This is a genomic window from Pelagicoccus mobilis (genome assembly GCF_016595505.1).
In the GTDB taxonomy this organism is placed as follows: Bacteria; Verrucomicrobiota; Verrucomicrobiia; order Opitutales; family Opitutaceae; genus Pelagicoccus; species Pelagicoccus mobilis.
This window is the reverse complement of record NZ_JAENIL010000008.1, coordinates 149216-165777: the sequence shown is the minus strand read 5'-3', so window position 1 is coordinate 165777 and position 16562 is coordinate 149216. Positions and strand designations below refer to the sequence as shown.

At 53.3% G+C, this 16562-nt stretch carries 18 protein-coding genes; 3 read left to right on the top strand and 15 right to left on the bottom strand.

Translation table 11 applies throughout. The features are described 5' to 3' along the window. Window positions 1-60: 60 nt before the first annotated feature. Window positions 61-549 carry a hypothetical protein gene (locus JIN87_RS06110; RefSeq protein WP_200354648.1) on the bottom strand — a complete coding sequence of 163 codons (489 nt, stop codon included), beginning with the start codon at window positions 547-549 and terminating at the stop codon, window positions 61-63. A gap of 8 nt (window positions 550-557) precedes the next feature. Continuing rightward, window positions 558-1076 carry an acyl-CoA thioesterase gene (locus JIN87_RS06105; protein WP_200354647.1) on the bottom strand — a complete coding sequence of 173 codons (519 nt, stop codon included), beginning with the start codon at window positions 1074-1076 and terminating at the stop codon, window positions 558-560. A gap of 130 nt (window positions 1077-1206) precedes the next feature. Here JIN87_RS06105 and JIN87_RS06100 point away from each other — a divergent pair, with 130 nt between their 5' ends. After that, window positions 1207-2046: an HDOD domain-containing protein gene (locus JIN87_RS06100; protein ID WP_200354646.1), complete on the top strand. Its 840-nt coding sequence runs from the start codon at window positions 1207-1209 to the stop codon at window positions 2044-2046. Window positions 2047-2057: 11 nt separating this feature from the next. Here JIN87_RS06100 and JIN87_RS06095 read toward each other — a convergent pair whose 3' ends face one another. The 5 genes from JIN87_RS06095 to JIN87_RS06075 are packed head-to-tail and all read right to left on the bottom strand — an operon-like array spanning window position 2058 to window position 5644. Continuing rightward, the gene (locus JIN87_RS06095) at window positions 2058-2741 is read right to left on the bottom strand and encodes a hypothetical protein (protein WP_200354645.1); all 684 of its coding nucleotides are present in this window, start codon (window positions 2739-2741) and stop codon (window positions 2058-2060) included. A 51-nt stretch (window positions 2742-2792) separates the two neighbouring features. Continuing rightward, the gene (locus JIN87_RS06090; RefSeq protein ID WP_200354644.1) at window positions 2793-3179 is read right to left on the bottom strand and encodes a hypothetical protein; all 387 of its coding nucleotides are present in this window, start codon (window positions 3177-3179) and stop codon (window positions 2793-2795) included. Window positions 3180-3187: 8 nt separating this feature from the next. Continuing rightward, window positions 3188-3751 (bottom strand): GNAT family N-acetyltransferase, encoded by a 564-nt coding sequence (locus JIN87_RS06085; protein WP_200354643.1) that lies wholly within the window; start codon window positions 3749-3751, stop codon window positions 3188-3190. A 6-nt stretch (window positions 3752-3757) separates the two neighbouring features. Beyond that, a complete protein-coding gene (locus JIN87_RS06080; protein WP_200354642.1) occupies window positions 3758-4327 on the bottom strand; it encodes a nucleoside 2-deoxyribosyltransferase in 570 nt (189 codons plus the stop codon). A 12-nt stretch (window positions 4328-4339) separates the two neighbouring features. After that, the gene (locus JIN87_RS06075) at window positions 4340-5644 is read right to left on the bottom strand and encodes a NupC/NupG family nucleoside CNT transporter (protein ID WP_200354641.1); all 1305 of its coding nucleotides are present in this window, start codon (window positions 5642-5644) and stop codon (window positions 4340-4342) included. A gap of 524 nt (window positions 5645-6168) precedes the next feature. Between JIN87_RS06075 and malQ the strand changes: the two genes are divergently transcribed. Then, a complete protein-coding gene (gene malQ / locus JIN87_RS06070) occupies window positions 6169-7719 on the top strand; it encodes a 4-alpha-glucanotransferase (RefSeq protein WP_200354640.1) in 1551 nt (516 codons plus the stop codon). A gap of 158 nt (window positions 7720-7877) precedes the next feature. Here the strand turns inward: malQ and JIN87_RS06065 are convergent, their stop codons facing one another. The 6 genes from JIN87_RS06065 to JIN87_RS06040 all read right to left on the bottom strand — a co-directional run bounded on the left by JIN87_RS06065 (window position 7878) and on the right by JIN87_RS06040 (window position 13080). Next, a complete protein-coding gene (locus JIN87_RS06065; protein ID WP_200354639.1) occupies window positions 7878-8267 on the bottom strand; it encodes a hypothetical protein in 390 nt (129 codons plus the stop codon). A gap of 78 nt (window positions 8268-8345) precedes the next feature. After that, window positions 8346-9212 carry an alpha/beta fold hydrolase gene (locus JIN87_RS06060; RefSeq protein ID WP_200354638.1) on the bottom strand — a complete coding sequence of 289 codons (867 nt, stop codon included), beginning with the start codon at window positions 9210-9212 and terminating at the stop codon, window positions 8346-8348. Window positions 9213-9235: 23 nt separating this feature from the next. Next, window positions 9236-10270 (bottom strand): 3-oxoacyl-ACP synthase III, encoded by a 1035-nt coding sequence (locus tag JIN87_RS06055; protein WP_200354637.1) that lies wholly within the window; start codon window positions 10268-10270, stop codon window positions 9236-9238. Between the two features lie 45 nt (window positions 10271-10315). Next, the gene (locus tag JIN87_RS06050) at window positions 10316-11131 is read right to left on the bottom strand and encodes an enoyl-ACP reductase FabI (RefSeq protein WP_200354636.1); all 816 of its coding nucleotides are present in this window, start codon (window positions 11129-11131) and stop codon (window positions 10316-10318) included. Window positions 11132-11135: 4 nt separating this feature from the next. Next, on the bottom strand, window positions 11136-11579 hold the full coding sequence (locus JIN87_RS06045; protein WP_200354635.1) for a 3-hydroxyacyl-ACP dehydratase FabZ family protein: 444 nt from the start codon (window positions 11577-11579) through the stop codon (window positions 11136-11138). 22 nt (window positions 11580-11601) lie between these two features. Continuing rightward, window positions 11602-13080 carry a phytoene desaturase family protein gene (locus tag JIN87_RS06040; protein ID WP_200354634.1) on the bottom strand — a complete coding sequence of 493 codons (1479 nt, stop codon included), beginning with the start codon at window positions 13078-13080 and terminating at the stop codon, window positions 11602-11604. Between the two features lie 167 nt (window positions 13081-13247). Between JIN87_RS06040 and JIN87_RS06035 the strand changes: the two genes are divergently transcribed. Further along, the gene (locus JIN87_RS06035) at window positions 13248-13724 is read left to right on the top strand and encodes a peptidylprolyl isomerase (RefSeq protein WP_200354633.1); all 477 of its coding nucleotides are present in this window, start codon (window positions 13248-13250) and stop codon (window positions 13722-13724) included. Between the two features lie 125 nt (window positions 13725-13849). Here the strand turns inward: JIN87_RS06035 and JIN87_RS06030 are convergent, their stop codons facing one another. Together JIN87_RS06030 and ilvB are read right to left on the bottom strand one after the other, a co-directional pair. Further along, the gene (locus JIN87_RS06030; RefSeq protein ID WP_200354632.1) at window positions 13850-14551 is read right to left on the bottom strand and encodes a class I SAM-dependent methyltransferase; all 702 of its coding nucleotides are present in this window, start codon (window positions 14549-14551) and stop codon (window positions 13850-13852) included. A gap of 10 nt (window positions 14552-14561) precedes the next feature. Next, window positions 14562-16250 carry an acetolactate synthase large subunit gene (gene ilvB / locus JIN87_RS06025; protein ID WP_200354631.1) on the bottom strand — a complete coding sequence of 563 codons (1689 nt, stop codon included), beginning with the start codon at window positions 16248-16250 and terminating at the stop codon, window positions 14562-14564. Between the last annotated feature and the right edge of the window lie 312 nt (window positions 16251-16562).

The following is a 16562-nucleotide window of genomic DNA, read 5'->3' as shown; positions in this document are numbered from 1 at the left end:
CTTCAGCCCGCGTCATCGATGGTCCAATCCTGCACTGTGATCGCGGGCTAAAGCACCGCGCTACGATTTTCGACGCCCTACCCGCAGATACACCGTCGCCATTCCTAAGCAACCGAGCAGCACCAAAAAACCCGCGACCGCGTAGGCACCCACCAGAATAGCTGGCAGATTTTGGTACAATCGCTCCCTCAACTCAGCCGGATAAAGTGCCAAAAGGCTGCGGATCGGTTCGCGAGCTAACATCGCATCGATCTCTTGCACATCGAGCGAGAGGACCTGCCATGCGAGGTACATGATAACGCTGAACGCCAAAGCCAGTTGATTACAGGCGAGAAACACCGGGGCTCGCTCATTTCGACAGGAGCCCAACGCCCCTCTCTGATGCAACTCAACCCCTCCGTGCAGGAGCAGGGCAACGCCCACAATCGCTCCACCCAACGAGTGCCCCAACAAGGAAGCAGCGAGACTCAATCCACCAAAAACGATCAAACTCCAGGCGCTCAGGCCCGACAGAAAAGAGACAGAACTCGAAACCTGACGCTTCGCCACGTTCTCAGCTAGATCAACTTACCCTCGCTGCGAGCAGCCTTTATCACCTCAGGCTTCGCTTCCTCCAGACGACTCAAGAGAGCTTCCTCCAAATCGAGAGCAGACATGGTTTGACTCGGAACATCAAAGCCAGCGTAGACCGATGTCATCTCCGCCTTCGCGATCGGCACGATCTTCCCATCCGGGCCACGTTTCTTGAAGCGAAAGAAATACACCACCGACTTCTGCTTTATCTCCTTCACAAAGAGATGCACCTCGAAACGGTCCCCGTAACGCACCGGAGCATGGTACTCGCAACTCGCGCGAACTCGGGGCCAACCCCAAAACTGATCCCGCTCCTGCACCACCGGCTCTACACCTAGCGACTTAAGAAAGGCATGCTCCGCAATTTCCATCCAACGGAAGAAATTGGAAAAGTGGGCGATCCCTGCCATATCCGTCTCATTGAAAGCGAGTTCCCGCTCCATCACATACTCGAAAGCCATGCCCGCAAAGCATCCTGCCTCACGCTCAAAACTCAAGCGCATCCTCGCTTCGAAAGCTGTACGCTAACAATTCGTAAACTCACTCAATTCGGCCATTTTGTAGCAGTATTCTTACCTGCCTTCGTCTACAGAAAAACCTGACAAAACCGATACCACAGCCCAAGTGCCATCAATGAATACAATCTCTCCTGCCGAGCTAAAAGAAGCTGCCACTCACTTGCCTTCCTCGCCGCGCATCTTCGGCAAGCTCAGCAACATGCTGCGCGATACGCAAACGGACCTGAGCGACATCACCGACCTAGTCAATGCCGACTCCGCCCTCACCGCTAGCGTCCTTCGCTTGAGCAACAGCGCCATGTATTCAGCCGGAATCGCCGTGGACACCCTCGACGAAGCCATCAACCGGATCGGCTTCCGCGAACTGTTTCGCCTGGTCGGCTTCGCCGCATCCCAACAACTCTTCTCGGAGAGCAACGCGACCTACAATATCACCGGCACCGAGCTTTGGGAAAACTCGCTCGCTTGCGGAATCGGTATGGAAGTGTTCGCTCGCAAGACCGGCTACGACGACCAAGAAGCCTACACAATCGGCCTTCTCCGCAACATGGGCAAGATGGTCATCGACTACTGCGTCAAAGGAAACCCAGCCTACCCAAGCTTCTCCCGCGAATCCGAACTCCCGCTCATCGAGTGGGAACAAAACAATTTCGGCATTACAAATCCAACCGTGGCCGGCTTCATCCTCACTTCCTGGAACTTTTCGGAAGAGACCGCTCACACGATACAATACCAGTACGAGCCTCAAGAAGCCCCTCGAAAACTACCGCTCATCCACCTGCTCAATCTCGCCAACGGCGTCGCCGAGCGTATCGGAAAAGGCCTCCACGGAGAGTCAAACTACTGGGCGAACTGGGAATCCTACCTGCCACGCACAGGCCTCTCCGCAGAAGAGTTCGAGCAAAGCGCCGAAGAGATTGAGACAAACCTCAATCGTGTCGTAGCCGCCTTCTAAGGCGTGCAGAGCTACTCGCTTTTCTCTTCCTCGTCCGCTTCCTCATTCATCTGCTGAATAAGGGAGCTCGGATCATCGATCGCGTCATCTCCACCCGCGCCCTCGGCATTCATCTGAGCAATCAGATCGCTGGGGTCGATATCGTCCCCCCCGTCTTCAGAGTTCGCTTGGGCAATTATATCCGCCGGATTGAAGTCGCTATCCGAAGCGCCGCCGTCTCCCGCCAATATTCCTGCCGTATCCAGATCTTCGAGATCCTCGTCGTCATCCATGGCAGGCCCGGCTCCAAGCTCACTGCCAGGACTTCCTGAGTTCCCTTCCGGCAAGGTTTCGCCGCCCTCAGCAATCTTCACCAGCATGTCGTTCTTGGCAAATGTAAGCACTCGATCCGCTAGAGCCGGCAGCTTCCAAATCTCTGGCGACACAAGCACCTCCTCAAGCGGGTTAGCCTTCCCAGCGACATTAACAAAAACCTGAATACACTCGCCTTGATCAGACTTCATGACCGACTTGATGCGAATGATCATCCACGGAGGAGATCCCTCTTCTGCCGTGTATACGTAAAGGTCGGTCTGGCGCCCGCCAAGATCCACGAAACGCGTAAACTTCATGGGATAGCCACCGCCCCAATCTTGCAGGAATTTTTTGAGTTCCTCCTCAATGGCCGCCGCTATCTCAATCGTGTGAACTTTCATATCTCAGTAGGTCGCATAAAAGAATTAGTTTATCGCAACCCGATTGCAACCCTAGCCTTCCCTCTGCCTTCCAGCATCCTGCTTAGCGACAAAACGCTTCACGATCTCCGCCGTCAAATCCATCAAGTCGATCTCATCCGACATGTCCCCCACCTTCCTCGGTCGCCCATGGATCGCAAACGCGCAATTCCCCACTCCAAACAATACCGGCAGAATTGACTGAATCATGCTCCGCGTCTCAATCTGAACCCAGATTCCGAATACAGCGAACGCGAGTCCAACAATGATATAGAATATCATTATAAATGGGGAAAAGGTACGGACCTCCATATTCTTCAAATCATCCGCAGTAATCGGCGTACCCTGGCTATCAATACGCCGTTCGCAGAGTTCGATCCCCTTGGAAATAATTCGCTTTTCGATAAAGTTTCGCCCCATTCCACCAATCAATAGGCCGCGCCCAACAAGTCAACTCGCCCTTCAGGCCATTTTCCCCTCTCTCCAAGGACCATAACATACGGATCCCACCAAGGACGAGCAGACGAATCGTCTGCGGATTTCGAGTTCACAAACTCATTCTCCACCAGAAAAGCTCCTAGCTTCTCGTAAAATCCGGGCACTCCGGTTTGGAACAAGGAACAAGGCACGTCCTCGCCGATTCTAGCAAATGCGCTTTCTACAACCGCTTTTCCGACTCCAACGCCCCTGGCCTCCGGCTCACTGCAAACTCCCGCCAAAGCCAAGACCCTTATCCTCTCACCGGATTCGATAAACTCGATCTCACGCAAAAAACTACGCGCCACGCCAACGATTCGCCCGCCGTTGCAGAGCACATGAAACAATTCCTCCCGATCTGTCGTTCCCAGCCTTGTCTCCCGAAACTCCCGAACACGATCAAGATCCGACTCTTCATCGAACTCCGCCAGAGGCCAAACTCGTTGCCAGAGATTCAGCAGTTCCCGAATCTCCTCGTCATCCAACTCGACACGCTGACGTACCGCTAAATTCATATTGACCTACATCCCCAACAACCGGCGGATCGCTAGATCACGCCCTATTCCCTGAGTCTCCACCGCAGGCTGAGCACAAACCTGATCCAGCTTCTCCACAACGAGAGCTCCCAGTTTCTCGGTAGCAATCTGCGAGGCTTTCACCCCACCAAGCTCCTCGTGCCCACACTCCGAATACAAGTGTATAGAATCGACAACCAGAGATACCGTTCTCGGATAAAAGCTGCACATTAAGTTCCAGGGATCCTCATTTCGATCGCCGCCGCGTCGAAAATCAGTACGCAACAAAACCGCTGGAATATCCGCGAACTTGGCTGTCATAAACTCAGCCACCGTCCCAGAATCGAGTTCCGTCCCATCGAACTGAAACACTGCAGCCTCACAAGCCAACAGCCCCTCGAAATCGCTATCGCGGATCGCTTTCGCTCCCAAATGCTCAGGCTCGTAGTCTTGAGGCAAATACACACTATACCGCCCCTCCGACTTCAGCCCGATTTGCTCGCTCAGCATCGCATTGCCCGCGAGGTGCCTTAGATCAAATAGACAACCACCAAGATATACCTTCTTACTGCTCATTTTCCGAAAGACTCAGTTAATGCTCGATTGAACGGTAGACGCAACAATAGCCGTCAAATAGCAGGCCACCATGCCGCCCACCATCGAACGAAATCCATAACGAAGAAGGTTCGCGCGCTGTCCAGGCTCCAGTGCCGAAATCCCGCCCACTTGAATACCGATGGAAGCGATATTCGCAAAGCCACACAGAGCATAGGTGAGAATAAGCACTGACTTTCCATCACTGATAACCCCGGAACTGCGCAGCTCAGCGAAATGAAAATAAGCAAAGAGCTCGTTAAAGACCAGACGCTCCCCCAACAACTGCCCCACTACCAGCAAATCTGCGTTAGGTACGCCCAGCAGCCACGCAAAAGGAGCGCTCAAAACGCCAATCACAAAACTGAAATTGAAAGCCTCAAACTTCCCTTCCGTCCAAGTAGCCACCAAAGCATTCAATCCCGTCCATTCTCCGATCCAGGCACCCACCACATAATTGAGCAAAGCCACCAGTCCCGTAAACGCGACAAGCATCGCTCCCACATTGAGCGCCAGCTTCAGTCCGTCCGACGTCCCCTTGGTCGCCGCGTCCAACACTCCCTCGTACTCCTTCTCCTTGGGAAAAGCCACTTGCCCGTTCACGCTCTCAGTTTGCGGAGCCACAATCTTGGCCGCTATCAGCGCTGCCGGCGCGCTCAAAATCGAAGCAGTCAACAGATGTTTCCCAAAAGCGATCGTCGCGGCCTCATCTCCCGCTCCAAGCGCCGCCATATAGATTGCCAACACACCTCCGGCGATCGTCGCCATGCCCCCTGTCATTAGCGAATTGATCTCAGATCGGGTCATCTTCCTCAAATACGGCTTAACAACGAGAGGAGCCTCAGTTTGACCAATAAACACATTCGCAGCCGCGGCCAAACACTCGGCCCCAGAGAGCCTGAGAGTCTTGCTCAAAAGCCAAGCAAACCCAAACACGATCACCTGCAGGATTCGCAGCTGATACAGGATCGCCGAAAAGGCCGAGAAAAACACGATCGCCGAAAGAACCGTCCAAGCCATGCCAAAAACCGGCACATCCTTGGGCATACTCCCAAATACCATCACCGCCCCTTCATCACTAAACCCAATCAGCTTGCTGAAAAACGCAGAGACCCCAGCCACCGCATCGTGAAACACCGGCACCTTCAAAATCAGCACCGCCAAGATCCACTGCAATACCAAGCCCGATCCCACCAGCTTCCAGTCGATCCGCTTTCGATCCTCGCTTGCCCACCAACAAAGAGCCAATAGCCCCAAGACTCCGATCAATGCCCGAATTAGCGTCAAAAGCGTTTCCATCGGGGCTTGTTTCTGCGGCCCGCCCCCACCTCCGGCAATCCTAAAGCCATAACACAAAAGCGGAAACCTGCTCCCCTCCCATGCGCCGGAGGGCAATGCTCCGTCATTGCCGCATCGCCCGATCTCCTTAAAATATCAACGGCAACACCTCTCCTCCCCCCATTGTTCACCTCTTTCAAAAACGCAACAAGCCGGCCTCCCTAGAGAGCCCGGCTTGGTTGATCGACTCGTGGAAATTCCGTTTGTTTGGATCGGTATTCCGTTTCTCTTACTTGTAAACTCCTTGAGTCTGATCACCTCTACAATCGGCGAACCTTACGTATCCCTAAATCAATTCCGGCCTCTTTCACAATTCCGAGGCACGGTATAAGCTACAGGCTTCCCCATCAGCGCTACACCTAATCCGCCAAGTCAAAACAAGGTCACGCATTTGCAAATTCTGCAAAAGCCGTTCCTTGGGGGCTTGTATTCTGCGAACGCAGCGCATTATGTGCCGCACTTCTTCATAAAACCTATTTACCAACGTGAAAGATCCACTCTTTAACTGGCTCGACCATCGCGCAGCAGGAGTCCTGCTCCACCCAACCTCATTTCCCGGCGAGTACGGAATCGGCACCCTCAACAATCACGCCTACCGCTTTATCGACTTCCTCTCCGAAGGCGGCTTCAAGTACTGGCAGCTCTGCCCGCTCGGTCCAACAGGCTTCGGCGACTCGCCCTACCAGTCGTTCTCGTCCTTCGCGGGCAATCCCTATCTCATTTCCCTCAACGCGCTCGAAGCCAAGAAACTGCTCGATTCCCAGATCCTCGCCGAGCTCTCCACGCTCCCGGACAACATCGTAGACTACGGCGGACTCTATAACGCCAAATGGCCGGTCCTCGACGCCGTCTACGAAACCTTCGTGCAAGGCGAGCAAAAGATCCGCCCCTATGGAGCGTTCTCAACCTTCAAGAAAAAGCACCAAAGCTGGCTCGAACCCTACGCTTACTTCCAAGCTCTCAAGGAGCACTTTAACGGCCAAGCTTGGTACGCCTGGCCAGAAGAGTACCGCTCTTTCCAAAAGGCGCTCAAAGGCGACCTCCGCCAAACGCTGTCCCGCAAAATCGACGCAGAGATGTTCTTCCAGTACCTCTTCGAAGGCCAATGGCAAGCGCTGCGCGACTACGCTAACGAACGAGGAATCCAAGTTATCGGAGACATCCCCATCTTCGTCGCCCTCGACTCCGCAGACGTCTGGCAAAACCCAGAGTACTTCCAGCTCGATCCTCAAACCTTCCTGCCCACAGCAGTTGCAGGCTGCCCGCCGGACTACTTCTCAGAAGACGGCCAACTCTGGGGCAATCCCCTCTACGATTGGGAAGCCCTCGCTAAAGACGGCAACTCCTGGTGGGTCAATCGCCTCAAACGTTGCTTCGAGCTCTACGACGTGGTCCGCATCGACCACTTCCGTGGCTTCGACTCGTATTGGAGCATTCCCTACGGCTCGCCAACCGCCAAAAACGGCGAATGGAAAAAGGGCCCCGGTCTCGACTTCTTCAAATCGGTCAAAAAGAAGATCAAGAACTGCAAGCTCATCGCCGAAGACCTTGGCGACCTCACCGACGACGTTCGCATACTCCGACGCGACACCGGCCTTCCAGGCATGGCCATCCTCCAATTCGCCTTTGGAGGCGGCGGCGACAACTTCTACCTCCCGCACAACTTGCAGTCAAACTCCGTGCTGTATCCAGGGACCCACGACAACAACACCTCACTCGGATGGTACGCCGAAGCGACGGAGAAAGAGCGCGACCACATTCGCCGATACCTCCGTGTCGACGGTAGCGAGATTGGCTGGGATCTTCTTCGCACCGCTTACAAAAGCGTTTCGAAACTCGTCATCGTCCCCATCCAAGATCTCATGAGCCTCGGATCAGAAGCTCGCTTCAATACGCCTGGCGAGGCCATCGGCAACTGGAGCTGGCGCTATCGTCCGGAACAACTACAAGCCCTCCGCGGCGGAACCGCAGACTACCTGCGCGAAACCGCTGAAGTCAGCTACCGAGACGGCTCCCCCGCCGTGAACACGATCTAGCCAGACGAGCGTAAATTTAAACAGGACGACCTCAAAACGGTCGTCCTTTTTTTGGTTCATCCGCAAAGACAGTGGAAACTGCTGCATATGGGGATTTAACTGATTGCGGGAAGCGGCCTTGTGCCGCGATCACTCGCGTAGCCACTTCCCCCCTGGCCCTAGAGCACTTTCTGATCGCGCATCAGCCAAGTCATCGCGTCCTTCTCGCTGGCGAACTGTCGCAGAAGAGATTTCTTCGAATCGAAAAACTCGCTGAAATAGCTGATGTAGGCAGACGGGATTGGGCTTAGTCCGTAGAAAGCCGTGGTGATCGAATTGTAATCCTCAAGAGATTCTTCCCGCCATTGCTTCACCAAAAGCATATTATCCTTCGTCAGCGGAACTCCAATCTCTTCGACAGGAGAGGATGTGATCACCTTCAAATCACGCGCATAATGCGTATTCACCTTCAACAATTCGAAATGATGCTTCAGCGCTCGAAGATCTATCTTCGATCCCCAAGTCACCCGCAACAAGCCAAGTTTCGAATAGTAGGTATGCAGCTCCATAAAAAAGGCCCCTCAACGATTTTGACATTTAAGGTACCCTGAAGTCCCTCGAACGCAACCACCGTTCAAAGAGTTTATCTAATCTTCGTCGTAGTCGGCCATCTGATAGATCGCCTCGCAGCAGGAGTCCTTCTCATCTTCAAGAATATAGTGCCCACCATCTGGATACCTAAACGCCGTAGCATCCGGCAAGAATCTCCTCCAACGATCATAAAAATGGTCGTTAAAGCAAAAATCCCTGCCCCCCCAAAGAATAGTCACATCTCTCTGTCTGAGCTTGAGGAGACCGTTCTCCACCTCGATAAGCGTTTTGAAACTGGGGTGCGAAACATGCATCGGGATGTCCTTCACAAACTCGTAAACAGCCCGCCGGTTTCCCCAAGTGCGATACGGAAGCAGCATCCCCTGCGTCTCCAGCTTGCTAAGCGGCTTCTTGTGCACCGACATGCTTACCGCCGGCCCCGCAAAACCGTTAAATCCTTGCACGAGCAACTTTCCGAACAAAGGAGCACGACAAAGAGCGATACGAGACGGAATCCGTGAATCAACGAAAGCAGCCGTATTCAAAATAGTAACACGCCTAAGCTTCTCAAATCGCCTCAAAGCGGCTCCCAACCCGATAACACCGCCCCAATCATGAACCACGATGTCGAATCGCTCCAACCCAAGATGATCAATCAATTCACCGAGATCCTGGATCCGCTGCTCGAGACGGTAAGAATACGCGTCCCCGGGCTTATCGCTCAATCCGCAACCAATGTGATCGGGGACGATGCAGCGAAACTTTCCACGCAGCTTTTTGACTACGTTCCGGTAGTAGAAGGACCAAGTCGGATTTCCGTGAACCATGAGAACCGGAAAGCCTTCGCCTTCATCGACATAGCTCATCTCGTGACCGCAACTCAGCTTGAGCCGCTTCGCCTCGAATGGATATTCCTCTTTCAAACAGTCCGGTATCGTCAAAGAGCTCACCACTCCACCCCCATCATCAAACAGTTTAAGCCACTACCAATTCCAAGCAGAGCGACCTTATCGCCAGCCTTCACCGCACCTTCCTCAGCCGCCTTTGCAAGCGTGATCGGGAGGGCCGCGGAACCCGTATTTCCAAAGGTTTGATAGCTAGAAAAGTCTTTCTCATGCGGTAGACCAAGCGTATCGAACAGCAATCGCTGATGAGCCGCACCAACCTGATGACAGACAACCCGATCAGCGGTCGACTCATTCCAACCAAGCTCTCCCTTAAATGCATCCCAAGTCCGCTTCGCCAGCGAAACTCCAGCTTGAAGCATTTCCTCCGAATCCGTCTGCATTTCCAATCCTCCCCCAGCATTGCTGGAATCGCCTTGGCACAAATCGTTCGCCGAAGTATCCGCCATGACACTACCTCCAAGAATTCGATGCCCCTTGGGAGAAAGCGACTCGTGACACACGACCGCTGCGACCGCGCCCGCGCCGATCGTCAAATTGGCAAAAAAGGGCTTAATCGTCTTTCGCGTCAGATCGCGTTCGAGCAAAATCTGGATCGTACGCTCGAGCAATGGTTTGCCGTTCTCGCCTGAAACGACCACTCCAGCCTTGATCTGGCCCGAGTCGATCATCGAACTAAGCAACGAGATCGAATTGAGAAACCCAAGGCACGCATTCGAAACGTCAAAGACTTGCACATTAGGACTCAATCCCATCAGACGGTGAGCAAACGAAGCCGTTGCAGGCTCGAGCATGTCTCGGCAAACCGAAGAATGAATACAAACTTCCATCTGTTCGGGAGCTAATCCGGACTCTGCAATCGCCTTTCGTCCAGCTTCAGCGGCGATCTCTGAGGGGCGAACATCGCTTTCCCAGAAGCGACGCTCCTTAATCCCTGTCATCAGCTCCAATCGCCCTTCCGGCAAGCGCAGACGCTCATAGAGTGGAGCTAGCTTTTGCTCGATCAACTCGCTCGACCACGCTGTCGGCGGCGAGACGTAAGAAAGCGAATCAATAACTGCAGAACGGATCTTCATTTCGTAGCGCGGCGCTTTAGCCCGCGTAGCTCATCGAGTCGCCTTTCACGACTCCTTTTCCTCCGGACGCATCGCCAGCTTAATGACCTCCGCATCAAAATAATTGATACCCATACCCGCGTCTAAGGTCATGCCCGTGCCATTCATGCCACTTGAGCGCTCACTCAATAGGAATACCGCAGCATTAGCGACTTCCTGCGTCGTCAGGGCTTCTTTACGGAACGTAAGCTTCTCGCTGAAGAGGTAGCTTTCCAAATAACCCGGAATACCTGCCGACGCGCTCGTTTTGAGCGTGCCCGGATTCACCGTATTGAAACGCACCTGCGTATCCTTGCTGAACGACTTTGCTAAATAGCGAATCGCAGAATCCAAAGCCGCCTTAACTGGCGACATGTATCCATAATTTTCAGCCGTTATTGTCAGCGACGAAATGCTAATAGCCACGACTGACGCATGATTGTCCAAATAGGGCTTAAACGCATTCGAAACCTCGACGACAGAAAAGGCGGAAATCGCAGTCGCCTGCAAAAAGTCATCGCGCTTCGTCTCATGAAAAGGCTTAAAGCCTTCGCTGTAGTTCGCGAAAGCGATCGAATGCACGATACCATGCAAGGTACCAAAGTCGCGACCGACCTCATCGGCCAGCTTGGCGATCTCCTCCTTGTTCTCTACGTCGCAAACGTAGACTGGCTTGTCTTTGAGGAGCTTTGCAGTCGTCTCCTTGCGAGCCTCCGAGCGTACGCTATAAATGACGTTCGCACCCTCCTCCTCCAAAGTTTTGGCGATGAACCAGGCGACGCTCTTGCGATTCGCCACGCCCATCACGAGCACGTTTTTGCCTGCGAGGTTTAGAAATCCCATTGCTCTACTCTGCTGCAGCAAGCGCGACACAGAAGGAAACGCTCATTACCTTACGGCCATCCTCTGTCTTCACGCTACCATCCATAAACGCAAAGTTGCTGACCTTTTCCTTGAACTTAGCCGTAATCAAAAGCGTATCCCCAGGACGAACGATGCCACGGAAACGAGCGTTCTCGATCTTCGAAAGCACCGGAACCATGTTTGGGTTCTCCTCCAAGAGGTCCGCAAACAAGCGGCTCATGTAAATAGCGCCTGTCTGGAAAACCGCTTCCGAGATTAGTACGCCTGGCATGATCGGGTTGTTCGGGTAGTGCCCCTCGAAGAAGGCTTCAGTCTCCGGAATATGGCGACGTGCGGTGAGCGAATCTTCAGTTTGCTCTACCACTTCATCAACAAAGAGAAATGGAGGACGGTGGGGAATTGCGTTGAGGACTTCTTCTGTAGCCATGAAACGATATTTGTGCTTGAGTTTAGGATACAGAATCCGAAGCGGCCTTCATCGCCACGATCCTCTTATCCACCTTATTGGAAGTGATCACGCCGTAGTTCATCGCGCCAAGCCAACCTGACATGATGATCCCAACAGACCCCGCATGATAGAGTCCACCAATCTGCTCAGGAAGTTCCATGGAGCACTTGAGCCCTTCGAACTTTGTTCCAAAAGAAGTCCCCTGCGGATGGCGTGTGTAGTAATTAATGGTACGAGGCGTCGCCGCCTCCAAATGATCGATCTTAGAACGCACGTCTGGGATGTACTTCTCGAGCGACACCAGCGACTCTTCAATCAAACGCTCCTTGTGCTTTTCGTACTCCTCTTCGCTGAGCTTATCCCAATCGACATACTTAGCGTTCAAAGAGGCGACAATCGTGTAGCGGTCCGAACCGGGACGCGTTTCAGGATAGTACACCGAAAACGTCCGGCTGGTAGTGTGTAGATCGACCAACTCTTCGCTGCTGAAGATCTCAGCGTCCGAGGTGAAAACCAAATCCCCGATATTAGGAATGGTCTCCCCTTCCCGAATCCCCATGTACACTTGGCAAGAGCTGCTGTTGATACGCACCGCATCAAGCTCGTCGATGTATTCCCTCGAAAACTTCTCCTCTCCTACCATCTTTTTGACGGTAGTGACTACATTCGCGTTTGAAACCACTGCCTTACAACGAACCGATAAAATATTGTTCGGCTCCGAGTCACGTGTACGCCCTTCGATCACGACTCCAGTCACCTGCTGCTGGCCATCAATCTCTTCGGTCTGTATTTCCTTGACCAATACATTCTTCCGAAGCGTCGCCCCATTTCGCTCGAGTTCCTCCACCATTTTTCCAATCAGCACGTCCGTACCGCCTTGGAAAGTGAAGACACCTTTGCTCATGAAATTCGAAAAAACGATACCGTAGGTGATCGCAGGTTCGTCTAGCGTAGATCCGTTCGCGTACGCGATTGGTTCGAGGAGGAGGCGATGCACATCCTTCCGCCCCGGAAAGAACTCTTCGAACAGCTCACGCGTGGTACGCTGGTCATCATCGTAGAAATTCATCTGACGTAGGTGATCGTAGAAACCTTCCACCTGCTCCAGTTCCAGCTTGAACTCCTCCACTAGGATTCGCGTGAAATCTTTGCGGTCAAAAGTTGTCCAAACATCGAACTGCGGATTGATAAAGCGAACGTCCTTCAACTGGACGATCGAATCAGCAATCTCCTTGGTCCAGTACTTGCGGCAAGACTTCACCATCCCGTGCGGAAAACCGTGCAAGGAGATGTCAAAGATATGCTTTCCTGGGCGCTTAAACCAAGTCGCAAGTCCGCCAAACTGGTAGTGGTGCTCGAGCAACAGGACCTTGTGCCCGCACTTAGCGAGGATATTGGCGCTTGTCAGCCCTCCCAGACCGCTGCCGATTACGACCACGTCGTACTCCTCTTCTACTCCTTCTAGCCAGTTTTTGCCCATAAGCGGCCAACGAATAGAGCTCGAAACAGGAAATACAACCGAGAAATAACTCCGATTTCCGAGGGAGCTCCTTCCAGATAAAGCCGTGGATTTGTACGACCACCTCCGGAGGGTGAATTGCTCTTTTCTGCTTGCGGATCCCCAAACGTGCGCAATTCGTACCTTTAATGGCAAAGACCAAGATCAAATTAGAAACGAACCAGGGAGCCATCACCCTGAAGCTCTACCCTGAAATCGCCCCCAAGGCTTGCGAGAATTTCGCCACTCACGTCGAGAATGGCTACTACGATGGCATCATATTCCACCGCGTCATCCCGGAATTCATGGTCCAATGCGGCGACCCAACCGGTACCGGCCGCGGCGGCGAGTCCATCTGGGGCAAGACCTTCGAAGACGAGTGCACTCCAGACGTGAAGTTCGACAAGACCGGACTCCTCGCCATGGCGAATGCTGGTCCTGGCACGAACGGCAGCCAGTTCTTCATCACCACCGCGAAGACGCCTTGGCTCAACATGCGCCACACGATCTTCGGTGAAGTCGAGGAAGGCTACGATATCGTCCAAGCAATCGAATCCGTCGATCGCGACGGAATGGACAAGCCATTCGAAGAGCAGAAGATCGTGAAAGCCACGGTCATCGACTAATCCTCTTCTCGATTTTTTTTACAACAAAGCCCGCTTCCACAACTGGAAGCGGGCTTTTTGCATCGTGGAGTTTTAGCCTAATGATGGCAACAGATCGCCCCCCTCCTCCATGCGGCGAAACTGCCTTAAAGTCTACGGCACAGGTAAGTCGCCACCACCGGGTGTTCCCAATTCTGTGACTCGACCTCGAAACCGCCTTTTTCCAGCAAGCCTTTCATAATCCAGTCATAGGTCGAAAACTCCTCCCGAAAGTGCCCGAGCGCATCTTCGCGAAGAAATTCGCCACCTAGCTCGGCCTGCTTCTCTACGAATCCGTTCACCAAGGAAATCTCCCCAGAATCACGATAAACGACATCTCGGAGAAAAAACAATCCGCCTGGTTTCAGAGCTCGATTGATCCGAACCAATGCCTGCGATTTCCAGAAATCCGGCAAATGGTGGAGCGAAAAGCTACTAGTCGCAGCATCGAGGCTTTCCTCGTCGGCTGCGAAATCTAGATAGCCACTTCGCTGGAATTCGATATTAGAAGTTCCCGCAGCCTCAGACCGTTCTCGAGCTTGCCTCAACATCGCCTCTGAAACATCGACCGCCACAACCGACTCACACTGATCCGCCGCTCTAACTGCAAACGCACCCGTGCCACAGCCAAAGTCCGCGATTCGGGCTGAACTCGATAGCTCCAGCAATTCGAGCAACTGCCGATTCTCCGCGTCCACATCCCGAAACTGGGCGTGCGACTTATCGTAAGCCTCCGCTTCTTCGGGCTGGCCGTAGTCTTTTCCAACCTGACGGTACTCGTCGTACCGCCATTCTGCGTAAGCGCTCATTTTGGCCACCTCATATCGCAACTTCCTTCTCAGCCTGCTCATGGATTGCCTCGGAATTCGCGCCTCCGGGAGGAACCATCGGGAAAACACGATGCTCAACATCGATCGGAACGTTGATCAAAGCGCAACCCGGAGCCTCCAAAGCCTCCTTCAAGAGAGCCTCAGGTTCTTCGGTTTTTGCCAAGTCGTAAGCCTCAACCCCGAAACCTCTGGCAATCATGCAGAAGTCCATGTGACTGCTGTAGTTCGACGCAAAAATGTTCTTCCCATAGAAAAGCGTCTGCTGCTGGTGAACCAAACCAAGCGAGTTGTTGTTGCAGAGAACGACCTTCAGATTAACGCCCTCCTCCGCAGCTGTCGCCAATTCCTGGATGTTCATCATCAAACTGCCGTCGCCGGAAAAACAAACGACTTGCTGATTTGGGGCTTCTATCGCCGCTCCAATCGCAGCCGGAAGCCCAAACCCCATCGTACCGAGCCCGCCCGAGGTTAACCAACGACGAGGCTTGTCGAAAGAAAACGCTTGAGCAGCCCGCATCTGGTGCTGACCAACATCTGTCGTTACGATGGTATCCTCAGGACAAATACACTGGGTCTTTCTAATAATCCCATAGGCCGAAGTCGCCGAATCCGCATTCGGCATTTCCAACGGGTAGTTGCCTCTCAACTCAGCAACGCGTCGCATCCAATCTTCGCGGCGACGTGACTCAGTAGCAGGAATCAGCTCTTTCAACGCAGCATTCAAGTCGGCCTGAATCGCAACGTGAGCCGTTTTGATCTTATGCAGTTCCGCTTCGTCGATATCGATATGGACGACTTTCGCATCCGGACAGAACTGGGCGACCTTTCCAGTCGCCCGATCGTCAAATCGAGCGCCCAAAGCAATCAAGAGGTCACACTCCTCCAAAGCCATATTGGTGTAGCGGGCCGCATGCATCCCAAGCATGCCAATAAATTGCTCATGGCTTGCTGGGAACGCGCCCAAGCCCATCAAAGTCGTGGTCACCGGAGCATGGATACGCTCAGCCAATTCAAGAACAGCTTCGCCTGCGTTTCCATGAATCGCTCCACCTCCAAGATAAATGATAGGACGAATCGACTCGTCGATCATACGAGCCGCTTGCTCGATAGAAGCATCCTCAATTTCCGACTCCAACTCGCAGCCCCCGGGCTCAGGCCACTCTGCAACTTGGATTCGCTCCATCTGAACGTCCTTCGGAATGTCGATCAAAACCGGTCCCGGGCGGCCCGAAGTCGCAACCTTGAATGCCTCAGGAATGACTTTCAGCAACTCTTCCGCCGATTGAACAAAATAACTATGCTTCGTGACCGGAACGCTGAGACCGTAGGTGTCGATCTCCTGAAAGGCATCCGTACCAATCAACGACTTGGGAACTTGCCCCGTGATGCAAATGATCGGAGTTGAATCCAGTTTAGCATCCGCCAAAGCGGTAATCGTGTTGGTCGCTCCTGGACCTGAAGTCGCAAAGAAGACAGCCGCTTCGCCAGTGACTCGAGCTTGCCCATGGGCAATAAAGCCAGCCCCCTGTTCGTGACGAGCCAAGATGTGACGGATGCTCTCGCTACGCGAAAGAGCATCGTACATAGGGAGGTTCGCACCGCCAGGGATGCCTGCGATTCGCTTGGTGCCCTGACGTTCGAGCAACTTGATTAGGATTTCTGCGCCTGTATAGTTCATTTCTGGATTCAGTGGATTAATTTAAGTTTTGAAACCGACTGCCTCCGGCGAAAATGTCCTAAAACGAACAACCCCGCCGGGTTGCGCCGGCGGGGTTGTTTCGAAAAAGCTCGTTGCTTACTCAACCTCTCGCTGACGCGATCCATCCGACCACGACCACTACGACCACGTTCACTAGCACGAGGTTGAGAAGGTTGTTTGTCCTGTTGATAGATGCGTTCATCAGAGTGATTGAGACCTTCCAATCGGCCGAAACCGGAGGAAGTTGAGCCGAAGAAGTCGCCAAGCGGGGATCCTGTCAAGCCCGATTCC